Annotated in this window: 23 protein-coding genes and 2 pseudogenes; 16 read left to right on the top strand and 9 right to left on the bottom strand. The window is 70.4% G+C overall.

The window, feature by feature from the left end; genetic code table 11:
* Nucleotides 1-178: 178 nt before the first annotated feature.
* A complete protein-coding gene (locus tag AB0B96_RS22270; RefSeq protein WP_362901353.1) occupies nt 179-568 on the bottom strand; it encodes an SdpI family protein in 390 nt (129 codons plus the stop codon).
* An 89-nt stretch (nt 569-657) separates the two neighbouring features.
* On the opposite strand from AB0B96_RS22270, the gene AB0B96_RS22265 reads away from it, so the two are divergent.
* The 3 genes from AB0B96_RS22265 to AB0B96_RS22255 all read left to right on the top strand — a co-directional run bounded on the left by AB0B96_RS22265 (nt 658) and on the right by AB0B96_RS22255 (nt 3,985).
* Entirely contained in the window at nt 658-1,968 is a 1,311-nt protein-coding gene (locus AB0B96_RS22265; protein ID WP_362901351.1) for an aspartate aminotransferase family protein, read from the top strand.
* A gap of 142 nt (nt 1,969-2,110) precedes the next feature.
* A complete protein-coding gene (locus AB0B96_RS22260) occupies nt 2,111-3,211 on the top strand; it encodes an RNA polymerase subunit sigma-70 (protein WP_362901349.1) in 1,101 nt (366 codons plus the stop codon).
* A gap of 51 nt (nt 3,212-3,262) precedes the next feature.
* Nucleotides 3,263-3,985, top strand: a complete 723-nt coding sequence (locus tag AB0B96_RS22255; RefSeq protein ID WP_362901347.1) for an alpha/beta hydrolase — start codon at nt 3,263-3,265, stop codon at nt 3,983-3,985.
* 117 nt (nt 3,986-4,102) lie between these two features.
* Here the strand turns inward: AB0B96_RS22255 and AB0B96_RS22250 are convergent, their stop codons facing one another.
* Both AB0B96_RS22250 and AB0B96_RS22245 read right to left on the bottom strand, forming a co-directional pair.
* The gene (locus AB0B96_RS22250) at nt 4,103-4,900 is read right to left on the bottom strand and encodes a methyltransferase domain-containing protein (protein WP_362901345.1); all 798 of its coding nucleotides are present in this window, start codon (nt 4,898-4,900) and stop codon (nt 4,103-4,105) included.
* Between the two features lie 437 nt (nt 4,901-5,337).
* Nucleotides 5,338-6,510 (bottom strand): UDP-N-acetylglucosamine--N-acetylmuramyl-(pentapeptide) pyrophosphoryl-undecaprenol N-acetylglucosamine transferase, encoded by a 1,173-nt coding sequence (locus AB0B96_RS22245; RefSeq protein ID WP_362901343.1) that lies wholly within the window; start codon nt 6,508-6,510, stop codon nt 5,338-5,340.
* A 274-nt stretch (nt 6,511-6,784) separates the two neighbouring features.
* On the opposite strand from AB0B96_RS22245, the gene AB0B96_RS22240 reads away from it, so the two are divergent.
* From AB0B96_RS22240 to AB0B96_RS22220, 5 genes and pseudogenes are all read left to right on the top strand, one after another.
* The gene (locus AB0B96_RS22240) at nt 6,785-8,011 is read left to right on the top strand and encodes a hypothetical protein (RefSeq protein ID WP_350947221.1); all 1,227 of its coding nucleotides are present in this window, start codon (nt 6,785-6,787) and stop codon (nt 8,009-8,011) included.
* Between the two features lie 251 nt (nt 8,012-8,262).
* Nucleotides 8,263-8,835 (top strand): annotated as a pseudogene (locus tag AB0B96_RS22235) (cellulose binding domain-containing protein); the annotation flags it as partial.
* Between the two features lie 135 nt (nt 8,836-8,970).
* Nucleotides 8,971-9,885: pseudogene (locus tag AB0B96_RS22230) on the top strand (glycoside hydrolase family 5 protein); the annotation flags it as partial.
* Nucleotides 9,886-10,088: 203 nt separating this feature from the next.
* The gene (locus AB0B96_RS22225; protein ID WP_362901341.1) at nt 10,089-10,217 is read left to right on the top strand and encodes a hypothetical protein; all 129 of its coding nucleotides are present in this window, start codon (nt 10,089-10,091) and stop codon (nt 10,215-10,217) included.
* A gap of 39 nt (nt 10,218-10,256) precedes the next feature.
* Nucleotides 10,257-10,847 (top strand): DUF4865 family protein, encoded by a 591-nt coding sequence (locus tag AB0B96_RS22220; RefSeq protein WP_362901339.1) that lies wholly within the window; start codon nt 10,257-10,259, stop codon nt 10,845-10,847.
* Nucleotides 10,848-10,861: 14 nt separating this feature from the next.
* Here the strand turns inward: AB0B96_RS22220 and AB0B96_RS22215 are convergent, their stop codons facing one another.
* Nucleotides 10,862-11,506, bottom strand: coding sequence for a LysE family translocator (locus AB0B96_RS22215; protein WP_362901337.1), 645 nt, complete (start codon nt 11,504-11,506; stop codon nt 10,862-10,864).
* 190 nt (nt 11,507-11,696) lie between these two features.
* Between AB0B96_RS22215 and AB0B96_RS22210 the strand changes: the two genes are divergently transcribed.
* Complete coding sequence (locus AB0B96_RS22210) at nt 11,697-11,771, top strand: hypothetical protein (RefSeq protein WP_362901514.1); 75 nt, start codon at nt 11,697-11,699, stop codon at nt 11,769-11,771.
* 186 nt (nt 11,772-11,957) lie between these two features.
* Here the strand turns inward: AB0B96_RS22210 and AB0B96_RS22205 are convergent, their stop codons facing one another.
* Together AB0B96_RS22205 and AB0B96_RS22200 are read right to left on the bottom strand one after the other, a co-directional pair.
* Entirely contained in the window at nt 11,958-13,070 is a 1,113-nt protein-coding gene (locus AB0B96_RS22205) for a winged helix DNA-binding domain-containing protein (protein WP_362901335.1), read from the bottom strand.
* A gap of 116 nt (nt 13,071-13,186) precedes the next feature.
* Nucleotides 13,187-13,984: a GNAT family N-acetyltransferase gene (locus AB0B96_RS22200; RefSeq protein ID WP_362901333.1), complete on the bottom strand. Its 798-nt coding sequence runs from the start codon at nt 13,982-13,984 to the stop codon at nt 13,187-13,189.
* A 129-nt stretch (nt 13,985-14,113) separates the two neighbouring features.
* Here AB0B96_RS22200 and AB0B96_RS22195 point away from each other — a divergent pair, with 129 nt between their 5' ends.
* The 4 genes from AB0B96_RS22195 (at nt 14,114) to AB0B96_RS22180 (ending at nt 18,679) form a co-directional block, all read left to right on the top strand.
* Nucleotides 14,114-15,088: a tyrosine-type recombinase/integrase gene (locus AB0B96_RS22195; RefSeq protein ID WP_362901331.1), complete on the top strand. Its 975-nt coding sequence runs from the start codon at nt 14,114-14,116 to the stop codon at nt 15,086-15,088.
* A 269-nt stretch (nt 15,089-15,357) separates the two neighbouring features.
* Nucleotides 15,358-15,831, top strand: coding sequence for a hypothetical protein (locus AB0B96_RS22190; RefSeq protein WP_350947214.1), 474 nt, complete (start codon nt 15,358-15,360; stop codon nt 15,829-15,831).
* A gap of 492 nt (nt 15,832-16,323) precedes the next feature.
* The gene (locus AB0B96_RS22185; RefSeq protein WP_362901329.1) at nt 16,324-16,974 is read left to right on the top strand and encodes a lysophospholipid acyltransferase family protein; all 651 of its coding nucleotides are present in this window, start codon (nt 16,324-16,326) and stop codon (nt 16,972-16,974) included.
* A gap of 46 nt (nt 16,975-17,020) precedes the next feature.
* A complete protein-coding gene (locus AB0B96_RS22180) occupies nt 17,021-18,679 on the top strand; it encodes a penicillin-binding transpeptidase domain-containing protein (RefSeq protein ID WP_362901327.1) in 1,659 nt (552 codons plus the stop codon).
* Between the two features lie 247 nt (nt 18,680-18,926).
* On the opposite strand, the gene AB0B96_RS22175 is transcribed toward AB0B96_RS22180, so the two are convergent.
* Both AB0B96_RS22175 and tuf read right to left on the bottom strand, forming a co-directional pair.
* A complete protein-coding gene (locus AB0B96_RS22175) occupies nt 18,927-19,214 on the bottom strand; it encodes a DUF3040 domain-containing protein (protein WP_350947211.1) in 288 nt (95 codons plus the stop codon).
* Between the two features lie 504 nt (nt 19,215-19,718).
* Nucleotides 19,719-20,891, bottom strand: coding sequence for an elongation factor Tu (gene tuf, locus AB0B96_RS22170; protein WP_362901324.1), 1,173 nt, complete (start codon nt 20,889-20,891; stop codon nt 19,719-19,721).
* Nucleotides 20,892-21,332: 441 nt separating this feature from the next.
* Here tuf and AB0B96_RS22165 point away from each other — a divergent pair, with 441 nt between their 5' ends.
* Nucleotides 21,333-21,515: a hypothetical protein gene (locus tag AB0B96_RS22165; RefSeq protein ID WP_362901322.1), complete on the top strand. Its 183-nt coding sequence runs from the start codon at nt 21,333-21,335 to the stop codon at nt 21,513-21,515.
* 238 nt (nt 21,516-21,753) lie between these two features.
* On the top strand, nt 21,754-22,044 hold the full coding sequence (locus AB0B96_RS22160; RefSeq protein ID WP_350947208.1) for a DUF1905 domain-containing protein: 291 nt from the start codon (nt 21,754-21,756) through the stop codon (nt 22,042-22,044).
* A 167-nt stretch (nt 22,045-22,211) separates the two neighbouring features.
* On the opposite strand, the gene AB0B96_RS22155 is transcribed toward AB0B96_RS22160, so the two are convergent.
* Nucleotides 22,212-23,372 (bottom strand): sigma-70 family RNA polymerase sigma factor, encoded by a 1,161-nt coding sequence (locus AB0B96_RS22155; RefSeq protein WP_362901320.1) that lies wholly within the window; start codon nt 23,370-23,372, stop codon nt 22,212-22,214.
* Nucleotides 23,373-23,455: 83 nt separating this feature from the next.
* Here AB0B96_RS22155 and AB0B96_RS22150 point away from each other — a divergent pair, with 83 nt between their 5' ends.
* Nucleotides 23,456-24,292, top strand: coding sequence for an alpha/beta hydrolase (locus AB0B96_RS22150; RefSeq protein WP_362901318.1), 837 nt, complete (start codon nt 23,456-23,458; stop codon nt 24,290-24,292).
* Nucleotides 24,293-24,325 lie beyond the last annotated feature (33 nt).

Raw genomic sequence — 24,325 nt, 5'->3', positions numbered from 1 at the left:
TCCGGGTGGCTTGGGTCACATCGATTCGAGCGGCCGTCGAGAATCACGTCTTCCAACGGGCCGCAGGCCCAGCCACCATAGCGGCCGGACGAGAAAGCCCGGCAGGTGGCGTCGAACAGGGGACGGCTCACCGTCAAGGCACTGCGGCCTCCCGGATACGGCAGGTCTCCGTCGCGGGTCAGGCGGAAGGCGGAGAGGCCTCGCCGCGGCTGTTGACCTCGGCCGCGATCCGGTTGGCGCGCCGGCCGATCAGGAGCAACCCGCCGACCAGGAGCGTGAACTGCAGGGCGATGATCGCGTAACCGACCGCCTCCGGGAGGTCGAACAGGGCGGCGACGACGACGGAGACCGCGAGCACCAGCCCCACGGCCGTCGCCAGCCGGCGCATCGGCGCCTTCGCCCACGCGTGCGCGGCGTTCCACGCCTCGCGGGAGGCGAGGGTCTGCCGGGTGCGAAGGCCGGCGAGCTGGTTTCGGGTGTCGGTCGCGCCGGATTCGTCGTGGAACGGGATCAGTAGGAGCGCGAGCGCGGGGAGGGTGAGGACGGAGGTCATGATCACCGGGTCCATACCCGGATGCTACCCGCCCCAGCCCTGCGGTCATGAACGTCGGCAGGGCGGCGAACCGCCGTTGGATGGCCATGCCATCATGAGCAAATATGAAAAATGCGTCATTTTGGAATGATGTTGACCGTCACCTGATCCGCTACGGCGCGACGTTCACCCCGAAGGTCATCGAACGGGCGGCGGGGTCGTACGTCTACGACGACGCCGGGACGGCGATCCTCGACTTCACCTCGGGTCAGATGAGCTCGATCCTCGGGCACTCCCACCCCGACGTGGTCGCGGCGGTCTCACGGTCGATCTCCTCGCTGGATCACCTGTACAGCGGCATGCTGAGCCCGCCCGTCGTCGACCTGGCCGGCCGGCTCGCGTCGACGCTTCCCGAAGGCCTGAGCAAGACCCTGCTGCTGAGCACCGGCGCGGAGGCCAACGAGGCCGCGATCAAGATGGCCAAGCTCTACACGGGCGGGTACGAGATCGTCTCCTTCGACCGGTCGTGGCACGGCATGACCTCGGGTGCCTCCTCCGCCACCTTCTCCGCCGGTCGCCGGGGATACGGCCCGCCCATGCCGGGCAACCTCACGCTCCCCACGCCGAACGCGTACCGATCCCCCTTCCGTCACGCGGACGGGTCGTACGACTGGGAGGCAGAGCTCGAGTACGGGTTCGCCCTCGTCGACCAGCAGTCGTCGGGAAGCCTGGCCGCGTGCCTGGTCGAGCCGATCCTGTCCTCCGGCGGGATCATCGAGCTCCCGGCCGGATATCTGCGGCGGCTGAAGGAGATGTGCGCAGAACGCGGGATGCTGCTGATCGCGGACGAGGCCCAGACCGGACTCGGACGCACCGGCGAGATGTACGCCTTCGAACGCGACGGCGTCGTCCCGGATCTCCTGACGCTCTCCAAGACCTTGGGGGCGGGCCTGCCGGTGGCGGTCGTCGTCACGTCGGCGCGGATCGAGGAGGTCTGTCACGAACGCGGGTTCCTGTTCTTCACGACCCACGTCTCGGACCCGCTCGCGGCGACCGTCGCGCTGACCGTGCTCGACGTCATCGAACGCGACGGCCTCGTGGCGCGGGCAGCGGTCCTGGGCAAGCAGCTCAACGAGCGGTTGCTGGACCTGCGTGACCGCTTCGAGGTGGTCGGCGACGTCCGCGGCCGCGGGCTTCTGCAGGGCCTGGAACTGGTGACGGACCGGCCGAGCAAAACCCCGGCGGAGGCGCTCGGAAAAGTCGTGACCACGGCGTGCCTGGAGCGCGGGCTGCACGTCAACATCGTCCAGCTTCCGGGGATGGGGGGAATCTTCCGGCTCGCACCACCGCTCACGATCAGCGACTCGGAACTGCACGCCGGACTGGACATCCTCCAGGCGGCCCTGAAAGCGGTCGTCTCAGGAAACGGCGGGTGACCACAGATCACGACATATCTGGATAGGCGCTGATTCGCCGATGTGCCAGGGCTCACCGGAGACGACCGTGCCCGACGAGCACGACGGGCGCGTTCCCCACCCCAGGGGGTGGATAACGTGGCGCCCATGAGTCGGGGGCATCATGGATGAGGTGAGGGCCGAGGATAGCGCGCCGGTGGATGCCGTGCTCTCGGGCGACGATCGGGCGTTCACCGAGCTTGTCGAGCGTCATCGGCGGGAACTGCGGGTGCACTGCTATCGGATGCTCGGCTCCTTCGAGGAGTCGGAGGATCTGGTGCAGGAGACGTTTCTGCGGGCGTGGCGCGGACGCGGGACCTTCCACGGCCGTTCCACCGTCCGCGCGTGGCTCTACCGGATCGCGACGAACGCGTGCCTGGACTTCCTCGACCGGAACCCCCGCCGTCCGCGACCTCGGGACGCGGGATCGGCACGGCCGCCGCAGCCGGGCTCGCCGCCGTCCGAGGTCCGATGGTTGCAGCCCTACCCGGATGAGCTGCTGGAGCCGGTCGCGTCCGACGGCATGGAACCGGACGCGGCCGCGGTCGGCAAGGAGACCGTCGAGCTGGCGTTCCTCGCCGCCATCCAGCATCTGCCGCCCAGGCAGCGGGCCGCGCTGATCCTGCGCGACGTGCTCGGCTGGTCCGCGAAAGAGACCGCCGCGCAGCTTGAGATGAGTGTCGACTCGGTCAAGAGCGCCCTGAAACGAGCACGATCGACCCTGAGGACCCACCTTCCGGAGCGACGTCTCGAATGGGCGCCGTCGACGGCTCCGACCGCTCAGGAACGAGAACTGCTGCGACGCTTCATGGACGCCCACGACAAGGCCGACCCCGCCGCCCTGGCGAAGCTGCTGAGCGAGGACGCGCGGATGACGATGCCTCCGCTCCCGTTCTGGTTCTCCGGTCGCGACGCGATCGAGTCCTTCGCCGCACACGCCTTCGGCCCGGATTCACCGCTGTATCGAGGACGGTGGCGCAGCATCCCCACGCGGGCGAACCGGCAGCCGGCTGTGGCGGGCTACATCCGGCTGCCGGGTGAGTCCGTCTACCGGGCTCAGGCGCTCAATGTGCTGAGGATCGCGAACGGTGAGATCTCCGAGATCACCGTCTTCGAACCGCACCTGCTGGCCGCGTTCGGACTGCCGCCGACGCTGCCCCCGACGCCACCTCCGGGCGGCGCGCCCTCGGACGGTGACCCCTTTTGGGAGCCTCACCCGTCTTAACGGTGGACGACCTCGATGAGCGGGGTCGACCACCGTTGGGGAGCACACTCGATGACGATCGACGAAGACGTGACGCGTTTTTCGGAGGGACCGTCCGGCATGACCACCTACGTGTTGATACCCGGCGCCGCGGCCGACTCGTGGTACTGGCACCTGACGGCCGCCGAACTGCGTGCGCGCGGTCATGACGTGGTCACGCCCGACCTTCCCTGCGACGATGATTCGGCCGGGTTCTCCGAGTACGCCGACGCGGTGGTCGATGCCGTCGGCGACCGTACCGACCTCGTCGTGGTCGCCCACTCCTTCGGTGGATTCACCGCGCCGCTGGTGTGTGAGCGGATACCGGTCGAACTGCTGGTGCTGGTCTCGGCCATGATCCCGGTGCCGGGCGAGCCGCCGGGTGACTGGTGGGGCAGCACCGGCTGGGAGCAGGCAAGGCGAGAGCAGGACGAACAGGACGGCCGGGCACCGGACGACGAGATCGCCTTGTTCCTTCACGACGTCCCGCCCGATCTGGCCGCGGAGGCCCTGAGAAGGAGGCGCGACCAGTCGGCCACCCCCTTCGACGCCCCGTGGCCGCTCGCCGCCTGGCCGGCGGTGCGGACGGTGTTCCTCCTGTGTCGTGACGACCGCTATCTGCCCGCCGATTTCATGCGCCGCGTCGTCAAGGAGCGCCTCGGCCTGGTCCCCGACGAGATCGACGGGGGCCACAACGTCGCGCTCAGCCGCCCCGCGGAACTCGCCGACCGGCTTGCGGCCCATCGCCGAACGTGAGCCGTGCCGGTGTCACCGTGACACCGGCACGGTAGCGAAGGCCACGGCGTCCGATCACGCGGCCGGCGCCCGCCCGGGGCAGGTCGCCTTCCCCCGAATCCGGAAAGGGACAGGCTCTCAGCGGCGGACCGCGGTGAACAGGGCGTAGCTGATCTGCGGGATCTGCCCGAAGCGCCGGTATATCTCCCCGCAGACGGCGAGCTGCTCGGCGATCTCGCCCCCGAGTCGCATCACGGAGGCCGGGAGGAGGTCGTCCACAAGCCGGAAAGACCTGCCGACGTTTACCCCTATGTCATGGAATATCTCGATCTTCAACCCGGCCCGGTCCATCTCCTCGTAGAACTCCTCGATGGTGGGCACGAAGTGCACGTGGAAGCCGCGGGAGAGGTCCTCCATGGCCTCGGCGGCGTCGCCGGTGAGAGAGTCGAGCAGATACCACTCCCCTACCACGAACCGCCCGCCGGGACGCAGCACCCGGGCGATCTCGCCGAGGGCCGCCGCCGGGTTCTCCATGTGGAGAAGCGACTCGATGGCGTACGCGGCGTCGAAGGAGGCGTCGTCGAAGGGGAGCCACATCGCGTCGGCGAGCTGGAAGTCCGCCCGCCCCTGCCCCTGACCCGCCTCGGGGCGGGCCTCGGCCAGGTGCACCTGGTACTCGCTCAGGGTGACCCCGGTGACGTGCACGTCGCGCGCGGTGGCGATGCGTACGGCGGGCCTGCCGGTGCCGGACCCCACGTCCAGGACGCGCTCCCCGGGAACGACCTCCAGGCGCTCGGCCACCAGGTCGGTGAGGTGATCCGTCGCCTGGGCGGCGGGCGCCTCGTCGTGCTCGTCCATCCAGTAACCGACGTGCAGATTGCCGCCGAACGCGTCGGCGCGGGAGTCGGTGAGCGGGTCGCGCGTCTCGCCGGTCACCTCGGGCGAGAATTTTTCCTGACGGGTCAATGGCCAACCTGTCTCTCGGGGACGGTCTGCGTGAAACTCCGTACCGGGAAGGCTCCACGAAAGACGCGCCTGCCCGGGAACATGCCGCCGGGTGAGACCGCACGGTCACCCGCGACATTTCCTGGAAATCCAGGACTAACGTGCACCGTGCGATGTTCTCGGCTCCACCGCACTTCACTTCGTGCGGTCGCCAGATTACTCAGGCCGCACTTGGGCGGGCGCCGGGCCGCCACCGCCTTTTCGGTAAACCTTCGGCCAGGAGACACCTACCTCGCGCGGACACCGAGGAGACTCCCTTCGACGCCCCTCGCACCGGGAAGCCCACCCCTCCCACCCGGCCGGTTCTTCCCGCGACACCGGCCACCGTCCCCGGCCGGCCGGCTCTCCCCGGGACTCCGGCGTCGGGCTCAACCGGCCTTGCCGTCCGTTCCCGCCGCCTCCAGGAGCACCAGTGCCAGCCTGTCGGCGGCGTCGACGCGGCCGAGGGCTCCGGCGGCCCCGGCCATCGCGGCACGGGCCCCGGGGTCGCACAGCAGGGCGTCGAGCTCGGCCAGGAGGTGGTCGGCGGTGGGACCGTCCTCCAGGAGAGCACGAGCGGCGCCCGCCTCGGCGAGGTAGCGGGCGTTCTGGCGCTGCTCGTCGGCGGCCGAGGGCACCAGGGGGATGAGAACGGACGGCTTGCCCACCGCGGTCAGCTCGGCGACCGTGCCCGCCCCGCTGCGGGAGACCACGACATCGGCCGCGGCGAACACGTCGGCCAGCTCGGCGCCGACGTAGGGCACCGGACGGTAGCGGTCGCGCAACCCCACGGGAAGCCCCGCGGCGGTCCGGGTGAGCTGCGCGATCCAGCCGGGGCCGCACTGGTGGATCACCTGCGCGCGGGCGAGCAGGTCGGGCAGGATCGCCTCGACCATGGTGTTGATCTGGCGGCTCCCCTGGGCGCCGCCGGTCACGTAGACCAGGGGCAGGTCGGAGGAGAGCCCGAAGTGGCGCCGTCCCGCGTCGACGTTGCCACGCAGCAGGTGCGGACGGACCGGGTTGCCGGTGACGACAGCCCGGTCGCGTACCCCCGCGGGCAGGTGCTCGATCGAGGAGGGATGGGTCAGCGCGATCCGCCGCGCGAAACGCGACAGGATGCGGTTGGCCAGGCCGAGGGAGGTGATCTGCTCGTGCATGACCAACGGCCGGCCCAGCACCCGCGAGGCGACTCCCAGCGGCACGCACACGTACCCGCCGGTCGACAGCACCACGTCGGGGCGATGGCGGGCGGCGATGCCGAACGCCTGGAACACGCCGACCGGGATCCGGAACATGTCCGCGAGGTTGGTCGCCAGCTCTCGCGGGTTGGGCGAGCGCCTGAGCTTCCCCGCCGTGATGGCGCGGAACGGGATGCCGTGCTCCGCCGCGACGCGGGACTCCAGGCCGGCCTCCGTACCGACCCAGAGCACGTCCAGGTCGAGCCCTCGCGCGGCGGCGTGGTCGCGCAGGGCCTCGACGGTGGTCAGCGCGGGGTAGGTGTGACCACCGGTCCCGCCTCCGGTGACGAGCAACCGCAGGGTCCGGCGATTTCCGGCCTCCATATGTGTATCCATCCTTCCGATGTCACGATGTTCCGTGCCCGCCCCTGCCCGGTACCCTCTCAGGTCCGTGCTCGATCCGCGCCCGGTCCACGTTCAGGGCCGCGCCGGGCCGGAGTGCTCAGGGGCCCCGGGCACGGTACCCGAGGTCCCCGCGAAGATCCACTTTGCCCTTCGTCACCGCACGGTCGCGCCCCGTGGTTTCCGACACGCCCGTCATCCGGGAGCGTCGCCCGAACGGCCATCAGAATTCGTGGTGATGAGTACGGTATGTGACATGGATCTGACGGGTGAGCATTTCTCCGGGGCGTCGGAGCGTCTCGGTGACGCGTTGAAGGTGCTCCGGCAACAGGCCGGGGCCGGCGCGGAGGCACTGAACTATTTCGGCGACCTCACGGAGGAGTTGCACCCGATCGGATCCTGGTTACGTCGACCGGCCCAGGCCGGAGAGTGGCCGCACCACATCATGCCTCCCGTCTACGGTCTGCTGTTCGCGCAGGCGTGGTCGCTGGCGTTTCCCGGCGAGACGCCCTCGGTCTTCCCCGACGGGGCGGAGCGCACGGAGTCGGGGTGGATCGTGCACCGGGCCACGATCTGGTTCGGCGACACGTACGTTCCCGGCGGGCTCGACGTGAAGGCTCCGCTGATCGTGATCGGCGGGCTGGCGGTGGAAGGGCTTCTCGACGACGGCGACGCCTCGGAGAGCTACCTCGCGGTCACCGGCGACCTGCGTGCCCGCGCGATCCACAGCGCGGCCGACCACCTGGTGCTCGGCACGGTCGCGGCGGGAGTGATCTTCTGCTCGGGCAACGACGGGGTCCTCGTCGTGGGCGGGGACATCGTGACGGACCTGTTCGTTCCCGCCGAGCACGCGTACGAGCACTACGGCCTGCTGCGGGCCGGAGTCATCGGTGCCGGTGACCGTGCCGACATCGTGGCCGAACGGCTCGCGCCGTGGCTGCCCTCGGGGTACGTCCGTCTCGGCGGGTACGGCGCGCCGGTGGACGGATGGCGTGTGCTGCAGGAGGCGGCCGCCGGGCGCTCACCGGTGCTCGCCCAGCCCCGGCCGGTGATACTCCCGCCCCCGGCGCTCCTTCTTTCGGCCCTGGCCGCGCCCACCGGGGTGGAGGAGCTCGACCTGTCGGGCAGCCGTCTGCACCGCATCCCCGAGGACATCTCGGCCCTCACCTCTCTGACCCGGCTGGACCTGGAGCACACACCGCTGACCGGCCTGGACGGCATCGAAGGCCTCCGCACCCTGGAACACCTGTCGATCAGGAACACGCCCGTGCGGTCGCTCGCCCCGCTTCAGGCGCTGAAGGACCTCCGCCACCTGGACGTCTCCTACTGCGACGACGTCCAGGACTGGGGTGTGCTCCTCGACCTGCCCGCGCTCGGCACCCTTGTCGCGCACGGCTGCGCCCTCCCCTCCCACGTACGCGCCCAGCTCGTCACCAGGCTCGGAGAGCGGATCATCGGGCAGGGGCCGGGCCCGATCGGCTGACCGGCGCCCGGCCCGGGAGCGGAGCCGTGCGCGGACGCGCCGGCGGCCGCCACCGGCTCGCGGCGTGCGGCGGGACGGGCGAATCCGCCCCGGGGAACAGCGGGAATCGTCCCGTCGATTGAATTTCCCCGTGGGGAATGGGGATCCAGGTCTTGCATGACAGGCTCCGTCCACCTAACGTCACGTGTCACGTTAGGAAACTTTCCTAATAAAGAGCCACGATCTGCCCCTGTCCCCCCACGCAAGGAGCGATGATGCGGCGCACCACCCCAGCCCTGGTGCTGACCGGGCTACTGACGTTACTGTTCACCCTGATCGTCCCCTCCGTCGCCCACGCGGACACCGCGACGTTCACCAAGGCGCAGGATTGGGGCAGCGGCTACAGCGGCCAGTACACGGTCAAGAACACCGGAACCGCCACACTGAACGGCTGGACGGTCTCCTTCGACCTCCCGTCGGGCACGAGTCTCGGAACATACTGGGACTCCCTGATGACCAGCAGCGGCAGCCGGTACACCTTCAAGAACCGGGAGTACAACGGCACCCTCGCCCCAGGGGCGAGCACCACCTTCGGCTTCATCGCCTCCGGTTCCGGCTCGCCGGTCAACTGCACACTCAACGGCGCCCCCTGCGGCGGCGGGCAGAACCCCGGTGACACCACGCCGCCGAGCGTGCCGTCCTCCCTTCGCAGTACCGGCACGACCTCCTCCTCCATCAGCCTGGCCTGGAACGCCTCGACCGACAACAGCGGCACGGTCAAGGACTACCGGGTCTACGAGGGCTCCGCCGTGGTCGCCACCGTGACCGGCACGACCGCCACGATCTCCGGACTGGCGGCCTCGACGACCCACACCTACACCGTCACCGCCCGCGACGCCGCGAACAACGAGTCGGCGAAGAGCGCGTCCGTCACGGCGACGACCCAGGCGGGCGGCGATGGCGGCACGCCGGTCGCGGCCAACGGGCAACTGCGCGTCTGCGGCACCAAACTGTGCAACAAGAACGGCAAGCAGATCCAACTGCGCGGCATGAGCACCCACGGCCTGCAGTGGTACCGCCAGTGCGTCACCACCGGCTCGCTGACCGCGCTGGCGACCGACTGGAAGGCCGACGTCGTCCGCCTGTCCACGTACGTGCAGGAGGACGGCTACGAGACGAACCCGCGGGCGTTCACCGACCTCGCGCACACGCTCATCGAGCAGGTCAGCGCGCAGGGCATGTACGTCATCGTGGACTGGCACATCCTCACTCCCGGAGACCCCAACTACAACCTCGCCCGAGCCAGGACCTTCTTCACCGAGATCGCCCAGCGACACGCCGCCAAGCCGAACGTCATCTACGAGGTCGCCAACGAGCCGAACGGCGTGAGCTGGGGCACCATCAAGAGCTACGCCGAGCAGATCATCCCGGTGATCCGGGCGCAGGACCCCGACGGGATCGTCCTGGTCGGCACCCGCGCCTGGTCGTCGCTCGGGGTGTCCGAGGGCGCCTCGGAGACCGAGGTGACGGGCAACCCGGTCAACGCCACGAACATCATGTACACCTTCCACTTCTACGCGGCCTCGCACGGCACCGAGTACCTCAACACGCTCTCCCGCGCGGCCGACCGCATCCCCATGTTCGTCACCGAGTTCGGCACGCAGAACTACGCCGGGGAGGACGCCAACGACTTCACCATGTCCCAGCGCTATCTCGACCTCATGGCGAGCAAGAAGATCAGCTGGGTGAACTGGAACTTCTCCGACGACCACCGCTCCGGCGCGGTCTTCAAGACCGGTACGTGCAACGCCGGAGGCCCCTGGACCGGCACCGCCCCCTTGAAGGAGGCCGGCGTCTGGATCCGTGACCGGATCCGCACCGCCGACGACTTCTGACCGGACAGGACCAGGAGGAACCCGCGGGAACCCAGATGATCGGAGGGGGTCGGCACCTGAGCCGACCCCCTCGCCCGAAGCATTCCGGATGAGGTAACCGTCAGGGCGGATCGGAAGCCCGACGCCGGAGAACACCGGCCCCGACCACGAAACAACGGGATATCGGTTTTCCGTCGGCGAGGGTTTCCTGCCAGCATTGGGAGATGCTGAGGATCGGGCAGGTGGTGCTGGGCGTCACCGACACGGACCGCGCCGTCGGGTTCCGGACGCGGGCGCTGGGCTACGTGCCCCGCGAAGGCCAGGCCTCATCGACCTCGGTCACGGCTGAGTGACGAAAACCGCGTTCGTCCATCACCAGGGGGACTTCCTTCATGCACGCCATGCAGTACGAGATCGGGCTGCCCGCCGACTACGACATGGGGATCATCCGTGAGCGGGTGGCGACCAGAGGGCACGCACTCGACGGTTACGCCGGGCTGGGGCTCAAGGCGTACCTGGTCAGGGAGCGGGGCGTCGACGGTTCCACGGTCAACCAGTACTCGCCCTTCTACCTGTGGAGTTCCCTCACCGGCATGAACGGCTTCCTGTGGGGCGGAGGCGGTTTCCAGAACATCGTGCGAGACTTCGGCAGGCCCGTGATCCGGCACTGGATCGGCGCCGGTTACGAGCGGGGGCCTTCGTCGGAGACCGTCCCCCGCGCGGCCTCGCGCCGCACCGACCCGATCCCCGCCGACACGGACCCCGCCACCGCGGTCGAACGGGCACTGGCCGAGTTGCGCCGACACTCCGGCATGGCGGGCGTGCACTCCGCGGCCCTCGCCGTCGATCCCCGGCACTGGGAACTGGTGCGCTTCACGCTGTGGGAGCACGAGGTCGCCGCCGACGAGGAGGAGACCGCCTATCGAGTGCTGCACCTCTCGACGCCACACCTGGGCGACATCACGACGGGCCGCCACTGGTAGGCGGGGGTGAGCGCCTACGCGACCCCCGCGGGTGAGCGGTCGGTGGCGATGCGCAGGGCGAGTCCGCCGAGCACGGCGCCCATCAGGTAGCGCTGCACGCGCATCCAGGTGGGCCGCCCGCCGAGGAAGCTCGCGACCGAGCCCGCGGTCAGCACGATCAGCGCGTTGACCGAGAGGGCGACGACGATCTGGGTGGCTCCCAGCAGCAGGCTCTGCGTGCCGACGTCACCGCGTGCGGGATCGACGAACTGCGGCAGCAGGGACACGTACAGGATGGCGATCTTGGGGTTGAGCAGGTTGGTGACCAGCCCCATGGAGAACAGTCGTCGCGGCGGGTCGGCGGGAAGGGCGCCGGGCGCGAAGACCGGCCGGGCGCCGGGCCGGATCGTCCTCCAGGCCAGCCACAGCAGGTACGCGGCGCCCGCGAGCTTGATCCCGGCGTAGAGGGCGGGCACCATCGCGAAGATCGCGGCGATCCCGGCCACCGCCGCGAGCAGGTAGACCAGGAAGCCCGCCGCGACACCCGCCAGCGAGATCATTCCGGCCAGACGCCCCTGCGTCACCGACCGCGACACCAGATAGATCATGTTGGGGCCGGGGGTGAGCACCAGGCCGAGGGCGACCGCGGCGATGCCCGCGAGGGCGCTGACAGAGATCATGACCACATCATCGGCCACCTTCCCCGTCAAAAGAATGGCCAATTCCCGTGATTGGCATTAAAGGGGCGCCGCAGGCTCACTCTTGGGTCTCCCCCGACAACCCGCTGATCGATCCAGAGCTGGTCGACACAGGGACCCGTCTGACGCCGCTCAGCGCCAGGCGCCGGCGCGGGCGTTCGGGTGCGCGCGGGTGGTGTTCAACGACGGGCTGCGCGCCCGCACCGACGCCCACCGGGCGGGCCTGCCCCGGCCGCCCGTACCCTGAACGCCGCGCGAGGCCGCCATGACCGGCTCCGGCCACGCGAAGAGCGATGCCCCGGACCCCGGCCTCGCGGAAACGCCCTCGCTCCTGTCGCACGGAAACCCACACACCCGGACCTCCGCCTCGCGGAAGTGACGTCTCCCACTCCAACCGTCATGGGAACGACGGGCTGTCGCGGGAATGACGGGCTCAGGCTTCGAGGAGACGGATGTCGCGGGAGGTCGCCTCGGGGGCGACGAAGTCGAGCATGCGCGCCCCCTCCACCTCCAGATCCGCCCGCTCCCGCTCGCTCACCGGTGCGAAGAGCTCGACCTCCATGATCGCCCCGCCCCGTTTTCGCGTCACCTTCCACATGCCCCGTACGAAACCGTCGACCAGCACCGTCGCCTTGATGATGCCGTTGACGGTGAAGATCCGCCCGCGGTACTCCTCCTCCGCGATCCGGGTCCTGGTCCGCTGGGCGAACGACAGCAGCGTGTTGTCGAACTCCGACAGGTAACGCACCGGGGCGGGAGTCCCGGGGTCCGGGCGCGAGGCCTCCGGCAAGTCGAACACCTCCGCGCCGTCCTCGGTCGTGAAGGTCCGCAGGCCCATTCCCCGGACGATCTCCCCCAGCCGGGTCATGCCCGACCACTGCTGGACGTCCATCACCGTGGCGGGACCGTAGGCGGCGAGGTAACGGCGGATCGCCTCCTCCGCGGAGACGCGGCTGGGCCGCTCGTCCTGGGAACGGCCCAGCCACGCCTCGGCGGTGGTGTGGGCGGCCTGCCCGCCCACCCCCCAGATCCCCCTCGGCGGGACCTGGACCAGAGCCAGTGTGTTGCGCACCCCGGCGACCAGGTCGGAGGCGGGAGCCTCCGGCCACCGCTCCCGCAGGAGCGCGCCGAGTTCGCGGAAGGTGAGGGGGCGCTCCTCCACCAGCTTCCGCCCCGCGGCGGCGAGCTCGTCCAGGTCCACCTCCGCCAGGCTCCTGCCGTGCGCGGGACCGCGCAGGCCCCGCGCCAACATGGGGCCGAGCAGCGGGCGCAACGCCAGGCAGTCGTCGGCGGTGACCAGGTGGATGGTGGAGCGCATCAGCGACAGCCGCACCACCAGGCGCTCGTTGATCAGCCGGGCGAGATCGTCGTGGGCGAACCCCGACAGGCGGGTCCACAATCCGATGTAGGGAGGATTCGGCGCCTGGGCCTGCATGCCGTACAGATGCCGGACCGCCTCCAGTGCGGACAGCTCCGCACGGGCCAGCAGCAGCTGCCGCTCCAGCGTGGCCCGGTTGAGCGCGCGCCGACTGAGCACCTCGGGCATGCGTGTCCTCTCGTGACGCGTCACGATGTCGCGGCCCCGGGGCCCGACGACCCGTGATGTCCGTTCGCGGATCCGCGCCAGGATATCGCCGGCATCCGACAAAACATCCCGGGTGATCAGAGGGTCGGTGGCACCCACACGTACGGCGTCGTCGTCGTGATCGCCTCCAGGCCCAGCCTGGCGAGGATCGGGCCGCTGTCGCCGGAGGCGTCCACCTGCACCAGACGGAAGCCCCGCGCCACCGCCAGCTCCGCACGGTACGACACCATCGCCCGGTAAACGCCCCTGCCCCGCCACTCCTTCAGGGTCGAACCGCCCCAGAGCGAGGCGAAGTCGGTGCCCTCGTGAAAGCGCGCCCACGCCGCGCACACCACCTGTCCGTCCGCCTCGGCGATCACCACCGCGCACGGATCCCCGGGCCCGGCGAGGTCGCGCTCCAGCATGCCGGGCAGCCAGCCGTGGTCCGCGTCCCAGACCGTCTCCTCCAGCTCGCGGATGCGCTCCAGGTCGTCCCGCCCCGTCACCTCGCGCAGCCGTATCCCCGCGGGCGCCGCCTTGGTGTCGGCCAGCTCACCGGCCTCGCCGACGAACACCGTCTCCCGTTCCCCCGGCTCGAACCCGGCCGCCGCGAGCCGCTCGGGCAGGTCCGCGGGCAGGTCGTAGCCGTGGTACTTCCACTCGACCTCGCGTCCGACCCGGGTGAAGAAGTCCCGCTGCCTCGCGATGAAGGCGTCCAGTTCGGCGCCCGCCAGACCACCCAGGTCCCGATATGTCAGGAAACCCTGGCCGTGACCGTTCGACACGGTCCTCAGCAGCGGCCCGATCCGCTCGGCAGTGCGACCCGGCATCGGCCTGGCCCGCAGCTGCTCGTCGTACGCCCTGAGATAGGCGGAAGCCCGTGATGAAATGTTCATTGCGAACAGCCAACCACACACTCATCGCCCTCGACATGCCCATGGGCCTGGACACGGTCTGCGGGTTCCTGTTTCATCCCGGCTCCTTTACAGCGTAGATTCCGACAGGCGGCCGCTAGGATCCGCATGGTGAGCGTGCCAGCCGTCCCCGCCTCGCCCGGCCCGTCCATCGAGCCCGCGCGAGATCCCTATCGGGTGTATCTCGACTCCCTGACCAGCGCGGAGTCCCGCCGCACCATGCGTGGCTGCCTCGACAGGCTCGCCGCGCTCGTCTCCGGCGACGAGGTCTCCTCGGGCGCCGGTCAGCCCTGGCACCTGCTGCGCTACGAGCACACCGTGCGCATCCGCGCCCTGATGACCGAGCGCGGCTGGTCTCCGTCGTACGTCAACAAGCACCTGGTCGCGCTGCGCAGGGTGCTGCGCGAGGCCTGGCGGCTCGGCCTGATGACCGCCGAGGAATACCAGCGCGCCGCCGACCTGCCGACCGTCGAGCACACCCGCCTGCCCGCGGGCCGGCACGTGCCGCCCGAGGTGGTGGGCGCCGCGCTCGCCGCGTGCGACCGCGACGACTCACCGGCGGGGGTCCGCGACGCCGCCCTGCTCGCGGCGCTCTACTCCACCGGTTGCCGCCGCGCCGAGATCGCCGGGCTCGCGCTCACCGACTACGACCCCGGGTCGCGCTCGCTGCGGGTGCGCGGCAAGCGCGACAAGGAGCGGCTGGTCTACCTGACCACGGAGGCCCTCGCCAGGATGGAACGCTGGCTCGCGGTGCGAGGCCGCCCCGCCGGCGCCCTGTTCTGCCCCATCAGCAGGCTCGGGCGACTGCGGATCAGGAACGGCGGGCCCGCCCCCATGACGGGGCAGGCCGTCGCCGACATCCTGGCCAGGCGCCTGGCCGAGGCGGGGGCCTCAGCGCGCACCCCGCACGACTTCCGGCGCACCTTCATCGGCGAGTTGCTCGACGCCGGGGTGGACCTAGCCACCGCGCAGGCTCTCGTCGGCCACTCCTCCCCCGCCACCACCGCGCGCTACGACCGCCGCCCGGAACGGCGTCGCCGCGAGGCCGTCGACAGGATCACCCTTCCCGCGCCCAAGCCTCTCTGACCACCGGCGAAGGTCCGCCTCCGGAGAATGGTCCCCCTCGTCCGGCCCTCGGCCACGGCCCGGGCGAAAGCCGGTCCGCACCGGTTCTCGCCCGGTCGAAGGCCCGTCGAAGACCGATCCGCGTCCGTCCGGGGGCCGGCACGGCCACCGCCGACACCCCCTCTCACGGCACCGTGGCCGAGATCTGATCCCGACACGTTTCACCGGGCGCGCCGTAACTGTCGGTGGCGACCCCTACTATGAGCCACCTCAAGGAGGGATAGCCGCTCATGGTGGACGCACTGCGGGTTTCGCTGCTGGTCACGACCGATCTGCCGCCCGATACCGACCTGAAGGAGTTCGGGCGCCTGCTGGCTGATTCCGTGCTCACGCTCCAGCGGGACGAGGCGACATATCCCGCGCTCCTGCGTGGCGGGGTGTTCTGGCTGGACCGGCCGCTGCCGCCGTCCGACGACGGGCTCCCCCACGCGGCGGCCGAGGAGTTGCGGTTCGCGGCGCTGCTGGGCCATCTGTCGGTGGCGCGCCCACCGGGTTCGGCGAGGGAGACGGTCGCCGACGCGGGCCGGGCGATCACCGCGGCCGTCGCCGCCCGGTACGGCGACCTGGGCAGCCCGCCCGCCGTGATGGCGATCCGCAGCGAGGACGTGCGTGAGCGGACCCCCCGTTCGGCCATCCTCGTGGGATCGGAGACGGCCGTGGCTCCCTTGCCCGAGGCGGTGCCGTCCCTGAGCGCCCCCGCCTGAGCGGAGTGCCCGGCAGGCCGTCAGGCCGGGGAAGTATCACCCCGCTCAGGAAGAGCCTCGAGGAGCTTTGACCTGCGGATCTTCGGGGCCCGCGGCAGCGTGGGACACGCCGGTGGCCTCAAAGCGGAATAACCAGCGGCAGACGTCGGTTAGAGTGATCGTGCCGATGTGGTTTGTGTCCCCCGGGCCGCAAATTACCGCCTTCACGGAATACCGTTCGGCTGGAGCCGTGTTGTGCCTCTCGCCGAGGAGGCGACCGCCACATCGGCACCAAACGTCACGCCCCGCGGGCCCCTCCGGCCCGCGGGGCGTTTCTTTTCCCCCCTGCTCCCTTCGCGCCTGGTGAGCGGTTTCGTCGGACTCGTCACGGAAAGGCACGACGGTGTTGGAGGAGGGCTACAAACCTGTGAGCTCCGCTTGTGTGGGTGCGTACAACCGTTGGCCGTCGGGCCACCGCCTAGTGTTGGGTAACCCGTCCCATGAGGAGAGCCCGTGCTCTATCGCCTGACCAAGATCGTCAGCGCTCCGATGCTGCACCTGCTCTGGCCGACCACGGTCACCGGACACGAGCACGTCCCCGTCTCGGGTCCGGCCATCATGGCCTCCAACCATCTGTCGATCCTCGACTCGACCTTCCTGCCGCTGGTGCTCAAGCGCCAGGTGCGCTTCGTCGCCAAGGCCGAGTACTTCACCGGCAATCCCGTCACCGCCATGTGGATGCGCGCCACCGGCCAGATCAGCATCGACCGGCAGAGCCCCACCTCGGCCCAGGACATGCTGGACGCGGCGGCGGAGGTGCTCAGGAAGGGTGAGCTGTTCGGCATCTATCCGGAGGGCACCCGCTCCCCCGACGGACGCCTCTACCGGGGCAAGGTCGGCGTCGCCTGGCTGGCCCTGGCCACCGGCGCGCCGGTGGTCCCGGTGGCGATGGAGGGCACCGGGGAGGTTCTGCCGATCGGAGCGGCCAGACCCAGGCTGGGCCGGGTGAAGGTACACATCGGCAAGCCGATGACCTTCAGCGGCTCGGAGACGAGCGCGCGTGACCGGCGCAGGGTGACCGACGAGATCATGTTCGCGATCCAGGAGCTTTCCGGCCAAGAGTACGCGGCAAGCTACGCACCCAGCCGTTCACAGACCAAATGATCTTTTATGGGCATATGTCGCGTTAACGCACGCTAGGCTGCGGCCCTTGGGCGAAAAGATCTGGGGGGATCAGGTGGCACGGGGCAGAACGATCGCGATCACGTCGGCAGCCGTCGTCCTGGTGGCGGGGGCCGCAGGGGGCGGCGCCTGGTGGTACCTGCACACCAGAGGAACCCCCCAGGAGACCGCGGAGCGGTTCGTCGGCGCCTGGCAGCGCGGCGACCTGGCGGGCATGCGCGCCGAGCTGGGAGCGCCGGACCCGGCGTTCCCAGCGGCGTACGAGAACATGCGCAAGGCCCTGGCGGTGCAGAGCACCGCGGTGCGGCTCAACGGGGTACGCGAGACCGGGGACGGCACGGGACAGGCCGCATACACCGCCACCCTGAAGCTCAAGGACATCGGCGAGTGGAGTTACTCCGGCAGCGTCGACCTAGCGGTCGTCGACCGGCACTGGCGGGTCAAGTGGTCGCCCAAGGCCGTCCACCCCGACCTGACCGCGAACACCGCCTTCGCGCTGAAGACGAAGTGGCCGGAACGGGCCGCGATCACCTCGGCGAACGGCGGCCGCATCGACGGCTCCGACTCAGGCGGCTCGGTGCAGCAGATCGTCGGCTACCTGGAGAAGGCCACCGCGAAGAGCGTCGCGAAGCTGGGCGTGCCCTACAAGGTGGGCGACGCGGTCGGCGCGAGCGGACTGCAGCACACCTTCCAGAAGCGCCTGGCCGGCACCCCGGACACCGAGATCGAACTCGTCGGCCCGGACAAGAAGACGGTCAAGACGCTCGACACGATCAAGGGCGAGGCCGGCAAGGATCTGGAGACCAGCCTGGACACGCGGGTCCAGCGGGCCGCCGTCGAAGCGGTCCGCGACCTGAAGAAGACCGCCGCGCTGGTCGCGATCAGACCCTCCTCCGGCGAGATCCTCGCGGTGGTGAACAACGTGGGCGGCTTCAACCGTGCCCTGGACGGCAACTACCCTCCCGGCTCGACGTTCAAGGCGGTCACCACCGTGGGACTACTGGCCGAGGGAATGAGCCCTCGCGATCGGGTCACCTGCCCCAAGGACGTCACGGTCGGCGGTCTGCCGATCCGCAACTCCAACCACGCCGCCTACGGTTCGGTGTCGCTGTCCGACTCCTTCGCCTACTCCTGCAACACCACCATCGCCCCGCTGGCCAAGGAGCGGCTGAACGCCGACAAGCTGCTGAGCACCGCGGAGCTGTTCGGTTTCAACAAGCCGCTCAACATCGGCGTCGCGGCCGCCAAGGGCAGCTTTCCCAAGGCCGAGAGTGACGCCGAACTGGCCGCGGAGTCGTTCGGCCAGGGCCGGATCACCGCCAGCCCGCTGATGATGGCCTCGGTCGCCGCCGCGCTCGCCGACGGCACCTGGCGTCCACCGACCCTGGTCCCCTCGCTCAAGCAGGAAGTGCAGCCGCAGGCCCTTCCCGAGGAGGTCATGCCGAGCATCCAGCAGATGATGTCCGCGGTCGTGACCAAGGGCACCGCCAAGGACGCGGGCCTGCCCCGGGGCACCCGGGGAAAGACCGGGACCGCCGAGTACGGCGAGCAGGGCGACCTGAAGACGCATGCCTGGTTCATGGGTTTCCGCGGCGAGGTCGCCTTCGCGGTGATCGTCGAGGAGGGCTCGGGCGGCGGCGCGGTCGCCGCCCCGGTGGCCGCCGACTTCCTGCGCGCTCTCGGCTGATCTCGCGCGAGCCGTCCGTTGCCGGACCTCCGGCCGCACCCCGCCCGGCAGCGCCGCCGATCCGGCCGTTCGCGCCTACCCGCCGGAGCCGTACTCCGCCTTCGCGAACCCGCCGCTTGAGCACACGCCGCGACCGGCCGCCGACCGGGCCTGCGCGCCGCCCGCCGTCTTCACTCCGAACGCCCGGAGTGCTCCGAGCGTTCGGGCGATCGCGACATCGACCGGCGGACGAAGGTGGCGGCCCCCATCACAACGGGAGCGCCGCGACCGCCTCGTGACGTAGCACCATGATGAGGAGCGTGGCGATCAGTGTCGCGATCAGCAGCCAGCTGAACATGATGATCACCGTCGAGCGGCGGAGACGCCAGGAAGACCGCCTCCGCCCTTTCCTCGCGCCACGCCTGCGGCCGCCGCCCTCCTTGCGCTGGACGCGCTCGTTGAACGACTCCAGCCGCGCGGCGAGTCGTGGATCCTCGTCGATGAGGTGCCGCTCGATCTGCAGCAGCATGCGCTCCTCGTCTTGTGACCAGGCCATGCATCACCTCCCCGGAACGCAAGCCGTGTGCGGACGTTCTGCCCAATCGTGAAGATCATTATCCTTTCCGAGAGCCTCGATTTACCCGTTCTTTTCGTGGACGCAATCTGAGCACGCGATCATGCCCTCTCACGGGGGCGATACGGCGCCCGCAGAGGTGTCGGGCGATTCCCAGCCTTCTCCGCGATCTCGACATTCCACCGCCCTGACCTTCTCCTTCGCGCCACCCGGCAGGTCGCTTGACGCCGCGTCCACGTCCCCGGCGGCGAGGATGGTGCGCCGGTGAGCGAGAGCGCTTGGCCGGGCCTCCCACCGACCTCGCGAGAAGGGTGGCGATCTTCGCGCCGGTGACGTCCCCGCCTCCTGCGGCGACTCACCACAGGAGGCGGGGACGTCACCGGCACGGTCCGTACCGGATCGCCACGCGGTGCGGGGACATCACCGGCACGGCCCGCGTCGGGCGGCCGCCCGACGCGGGCCGTGCCGGATCGCGCCGAGCCCGGTTCAGTCGAGCGGGGCCGTCACCGTTCCCGCGCCGACCGTCTTGCCGCCCTCGCGGATCGCGAAGCCGAGACCGGCCTCCAGCGCCACCGGCCTGCCGAGCTCCACGGTCACCTCGACCGTCTCACCGGGCAGCGCGAGGCCGGTGTCCCCCAGGTCCATCCGGCCCGGTACGTCGGTCGTCCGCAGGTAGAACTGCGGCCGGTAACCCGTCGCGACGGCGCCGCTGCGCCCGCCCTCCTGCCCGGTCAGGAGGTAGACGCGGGCGGTGAAGGCCCGGTGGGCGCTCTGGGAGCCGGGTGCGGCCAGCACCTGACCGCGCCGTACCTGCTCGCGCCGGACCCCGCGCAGCAGAAGCGCGGCGTTGTCACCGGCCTCGCCCCGCTCCATGGTCTTGCCGAAGGTCTCGACCCCGGTGACGACGGCGGTGAAACCCTCACCGAGCCCGACGGCCTGGACGCTGTCGCCGACCTTGACCGTGCCGCGCTCGATCGCCCCGGTGACGACCGTGCCCCGCCCGGTGACGGTGAGCACGTTCTCCACCGGGAGCAGGAACGGGGCGTCGGTGTAGCGGACCGGCACCGGGACGTGGTCGTCGACCGCCTGGAGCAGCGCCTCGACCGACGCCGTCCACTCCGGGTCTCCTTCCAGCGCCCGCAGCCCGGAGACCCTGACGACGGGCACGTCCAGGTAGCCGTGCTCGGCGAGCAGCTCCCGCAGCTCCAGCTCGACGAGGTCGGCCAGCTCCGGGTCGGCCCCGTCGGACTTGTTGAGCGCGACCACGACGTGCTCGACGCCCACCCTCCGCGCGAGCAGCACGTGCTCGCGGGTCTGCGGCATGATTCCGTCCAGCGCGGACACCACCAGGATCGCCCCGTCGAGCTGCGCCGCTCCCGTGATCATGTTCTTCACGTAGTCGGCGTGGCCCGGCATGTCCACGTGCGCGTAGTGCCGCGTGGCCGTCTCGTACTCGACGTGGGAGATGTTGATCGTGATGCCCCGCGTCGCCTCCTCGGGAGCACGGTCGATCCGGTCGAACGGCACGTACCTCGCGCCGCCCCGCTCGCTGAGCACCTTGGTGATGGCCGCGGTGAGCGTGGTCTTGCCGTGGTCGACGTGTCCCATCGTGCCGATGTTGAGGTGCGGCTTGTTCCGCACGTAGGCCTGCTTGGCCATGACTGTTCTTTCCCTCGATGCTCGCCTGTGGTGGCGACCCGTGCTCGGCCGACCCCTCCCCGCCGGGTCACCCGGGACTCACGGGAAGGGGTCAGCGCTCCGCGCCGTCGAGCCGCGGTGCGGCGGACATCGGGGCACGCTCCGGCGCGCCCGCGGTGGCGGGCGTCGCGAGGGTGGCGTGCCGGAACATGCGTTCATGGTCGGGTACGGCCGGATGGGACCGCAACCGGATTTCCGGCCCGGTGCGCGGCGAGCGGGCACGGCGGCCGGAGCACAGGACTTCGACATACGACCCGGCATCCGGCGGGTCCCATCACGACATCCGGACACGCTCCGCGCCCAACAGGACACGGAGCGTGGATGATTGGTGCCGGTAAAGGGTATTAAACCGCCTTGAATGCCTAATCGAAGGCATCGTCCATCAAGCACAACGGGGGAACGATGACGGACGCCAAGGAAGCCAAGGATTCCAGGAACAAGGCCGCGAAGAGCTCGGGGAAGAGCAAGAAGGCCGCGATCAAGGCGACACGAGCGGCGAAGGAGGCGAGGAAACACTCCGGGCAGCCCGAGGTCAGGGTGCCGGAGGCGGAACCCGCCCACCCGGGTGGGCGGTCGGTCCAGTAGCCGGGGGCGTGAGACCGTGATCGGGTGTCGGGGGTTCCACCCCGACACCCGATCACGGTTTGGCGCGATGTCCGCCGACGGTCCGCGGACGATTCTCGCCCATGAGCGACGATTCCATCCCGTCGCGGGAGTCACCTCTTCCACCGGCGCCAAAACCTCCGGCCCGGTGGCGACACCTCATCGGCAGACGGCTTTCCCGATGACTTCCGGTGACTCAAGACGACGTCAGGAGACGAAGATGTCCGCGCAGAAGCCCGCACAACCGCTCGACCACGCCTTCACCGCGCCCATCGAGAAGGACGGAGCCTTCGCCACCTTCGTGACCGTGCCGGACTCCGCCCAACTCCTCGGCACGAGGCGGGCTGTGAAGGTCGGCGGGACGATCGACGGCCACCCGTTCACCGCCACCCTCATGCCGTCGGGCGACGGCCCGCACTGGCTTCCCATCAGGGCCGCGCTGTGCAAGCTCATCGGCAAGGACCAGGCCGGCGCCGAGGTGACGTTCCACCTCGACCGGCGGTTCAGCTGACCCCCGGGCGGAGCGGCGGACCCGTGCCGCCCTGAGAGAGGCGCCCGAGTCCTGGTCGCGAGTCCGGGCCGGCCTCCCGTGACGCGCCGACGGATCGGCCGATGCCACGGTGCCGACGGGCGTGCGTCGTCTCGGCGGGGGGACCGGCTCCTCGGCCCGCTCCGGGCTCAGGGCAGTGACGCGGGCAGTCCGAAGGCGGCGAAGTGGCCGGGGTCGACGAACGAGGTGATGTCGGCGATCCGATCGCCGCGCAGGGTGAACACGTTGATCGACCAGGCGAGGTGCGCGGCGGCGCCCTCGTCCCAGAGGTAGCAGCCCACTCCCGGCTGGCCGTTCGCGCCGACCGGGAGGTGCCGCCAGCTTCCGCACGTCGTCAGCGGGACCCGTACGGCGAAGTCGGTGACCGCCTCCAGACCGCGGTACCAGTGCGCCATCGGCGGCATCGACCAGGTGACGTCCTCGGTCAGCAGCGCGACCAGGGCGTCGGTGTCGCCGCGTTCCAGCGCGGAGGAGTAGTCGGCGACGATCTCCCGTACGCGGGCGTCGCCGATCTTCCGCAATGTCGGCTGCTGCGTGCGGGGGAAGACCTTGTCCGCGACGACCCTGCGCGCTCGCGCCAGGGCGCTGTTCACCGACGTGGTGGTGGTGTCCATCGTGAGGGCGATCTCCGCGGCGGAGAAGCCGAGGACCTCGAACAGCAGCAGTGCCGCCCGCTGGTTGCCCGGCAGGTGCTGCAGGGCCGCGACGAAGGCGAGCTCGACGGCTTCGCGCTGCTCGTAGCGGGTGTCCGGGCCCACGGGGGCGTCGGTGAGACCGGTGTCGGGGTAGGGGCTCAGCCAGGCGACGTCGGTCAGCGGGGGGTCGCCGAGCACGGCGCGGTCGCTGGAGGGGCCGAGGTCGACGGGCAGTGCCCGCCTGCCCCGGGCGCCGACGATGTCCAGGCAGGTGCGGGTGGCCACGGTGTAGAGCCACGAGCGCAGCGAGCTTCGGCCCTCGAAGCGAGCGAGTCCCCGCCAGGCCCGCAGCAGGGCGTCCTGCAGGGCGTCGTCGGCGTCGTGGGTGGAGCCGAGCATGCGGTAGCAGTGGGCGTGCAGTTCGCGGCGCAACGGCTCCACGAGACGGGTGAACGCCGCGTCGTCCCCGGCACGCGCCCGGACCAGGTCGGTGTCCCCGTCAGTGTCCCCGTCTGTGTCCCCGTCGCGAGCCGGATCGCTGCCCCCGTCGCGGCCCGGGGCGAGGTCCTCGTCCCGGGCACGCGTCCGCGCCGGATCGGCCTCCCCGGCACCCTCCACCGTCATGTCCGCGAACCGCGAAGAAATTTCCCTCACGAGCGACGATTCTGCCCCACGCTCGTAGTCTTCACTTCGACCGAGCACCACAGCACCGTTCCAGACTGTTCCAGGAGGTCGCGATGAGCCGCACCACCGTCACCACCGGGTCCCTCAAGGTCCCCGGCGCCACACTCCACTATGAGGTGCGGGGGCAGGGCCCTCTCGTGGCGCTCGTCGGCGCCCCGATGCACGCCGATCACTTCGCGCCGCTGGCCGGCCTGCTCGCCACCGACCACACCGTGCTCACCACCGACCCGCGGGGCGTCAACCGAAGCTCCCTCGACACCCCCGGCCATGACTCGACCCCGCGACTGCGCGCCGACGACCTCTCCCTGCTCCTCGCCCACCTCGACGCCGGCCCTGCCGCGGTCTTCGGCTCCAGCGGCGGCGCCGTCACCGCGCTGGCACTCGCCGTCGCCCATCCCGAGCGGGTGCGTACCGTGATCGCGCACGAGCCCCCGCTGAACCGTCTGCTCGACAACCCCGACGAGCGCGACGCGGCGGTCGAGGACATCATCGCCACCTACGTCTCCGGCGACGTCGCGGGTGCCTGGACCAAGTTCATGATCAATGCGAACATCCCGCTGCCCGACTTCGAGGAGTCCGCCGACGGCCCCGCGGAGGCTCCGGCCGAGCCCGATCCGCAGCAGGCGGCGGACGAGCGCTTCTGGTTCCTGCACGAGATGCGCGGAACCACCCGCTGGCAGCCCGACATCGCCGCACTGCGGGCCGGGTCGCCCCGCATCGTGGTCGGCATCGGGAAGGAGTCGGCAGGCCAGCTCTGCGACCACGCGTCGACCGCGCTCGCCTCCGCGCTCGGCACGGAGCCGACGTACTTCCCCGGTGGCCACATCGCCTTCCTCGACGACCCCGAGGGATTCGTCCCCCGGCTGCGCGAGGTCCTGCGGGGCGACTGAACGACGATCGAACGACGACGGCCGTGAGCACGC

This window comes from Streptosporangium sp. NPDC049046 (assembly GCF_040649155.1).
GTDB lineage: Bacteria > Actinomycetota > Actinomycetes > Streptosporangiales > Streptosporangiaceae > Streptosporangium.
Note: the sequence above shows the minus strand (reverse complement) of the source record. Positions and strands in the feature narration are given on the sequence as shown.

Bases quoted from the DNA above. Each gene is read 5' to 3' on its own strand.
- AB0B96_RS22270 (WP_362901353.1), bottom strand. From the start codon at position 568: ATGGACCCGGTGATCATGACCTCCGTCCTCACCCTCCCCGCGCTCGCG.
- AB0B96_RS22265 (WP_362901351.1), top strand. From the start codon at position 658: ATGAAAAATGCGTCATTTTGGAATGATGTTGACCGTCACCTGATCCGC.
- AB0B96_RS22260 (WP_362901349.1), top strand. From the start codon at position 2,111: ATGGATGAGGTGAGGGCCGAGGATAGCGCGCCGGTGGATGCCGTGCTC.
- AB0B96_RS22255 (WP_362901347.1), top strand. From the start codon at position 3,263: ATGACGATCGACGAAGACGTGACGCGTTTTTCGGAGGGACCGTCCGGC.
- AB0B96_RS22245 (WP_362901343.1), bottom strand. From the start codon at position 6,510: ATGGAGGCCGGAAATCGCCGGACCCTGCGGTTGCTCGTCACCGGAGGC.
- AB0B96_RS22240 (WP_350947221.1), top strand. From the start codon at position 6,785: ATGGATCTGACGGGTGAGCATTTCTCCGGGGCGTCGGAGCGTCTCGGT.
- AB0B96_RS22225 (WP_362901341.1), top strand. From the start codon at position 10,089: ATGCTGAGGATCGGGCAGGTGGTGCTGGGCGTCACCGACACGGACCGC.
- AB0B96_RS22220 (WP_362901339.1), top strand. From the start codon at position 10,257: ATGCACGCCATGCAGTACGAGATCGGGCTGCCCGCCGACTACGACATG.
- AB0B96_RS22215 (WP_362901337.1), bottom strand. From the start codon at position 11,506: ATGATCTCTGTCAGCGCCCTCGCGGGCATCGCCGCGGTCGCCCTCGGC.
- AB0B96_RS22205 (WP_362901335.1), bottom strand. From the start codon at position 13,070: ATGCCCGAGGTGCTCAGTCGGCGCGCGCTCAACCGGGCCACGCTGGAG.
- AB0B96_RS22200 (WP_362901333.1), bottom strand. From the start codon at position 13,984: ATGAACATTTCATCACGGGCTTCCGCCTATCTCAGGGCGTACGACGAG.
- AB0B96_RS22190 (WP_350947214.1), top strand. From the start codon at position 15,358: ATGGTGGACGCACTGCGGGTTTCGCTGCTGGTCACGACCGATCTGCCG.
- AB0B96_RS22175 (WP_350947211.1), bottom strand. From the start codon at position 19,214: ATGGCCTGGTCACAAGACGAGGAGCGCATGCTGCTGCAGATCGAGCGG.
- tuf (WP_362901324.1), bottom strand. From the start codon at position 20,891: ATGGCCAAGCAGGCCTACGTGCGGAACAAGCCGCACCTCAACATCGGC.
- AB0B96_RS22165 (WP_362901322.1), top strand. From the start codon at position 21,333: ATGACGGACGCCAAGGAAGCCAAGGATTCCAGGAACAAGGCCGCGAAG.
- AB0B96_RS22160 (WP_350947208.1), top strand. From the start codon at position 21,754: ATGTCCGCGCAGAAGCCCGCACAACCGCTCGACCACGCCTTCACCGCG.
- AB0B96_RS22150 (WP_362901318.1), top strand. From the start codon at position 23,456: ATGAGCCGCACCACCGTCACCACCGGGTCCCTCAAGGTCCCCGGCGCC.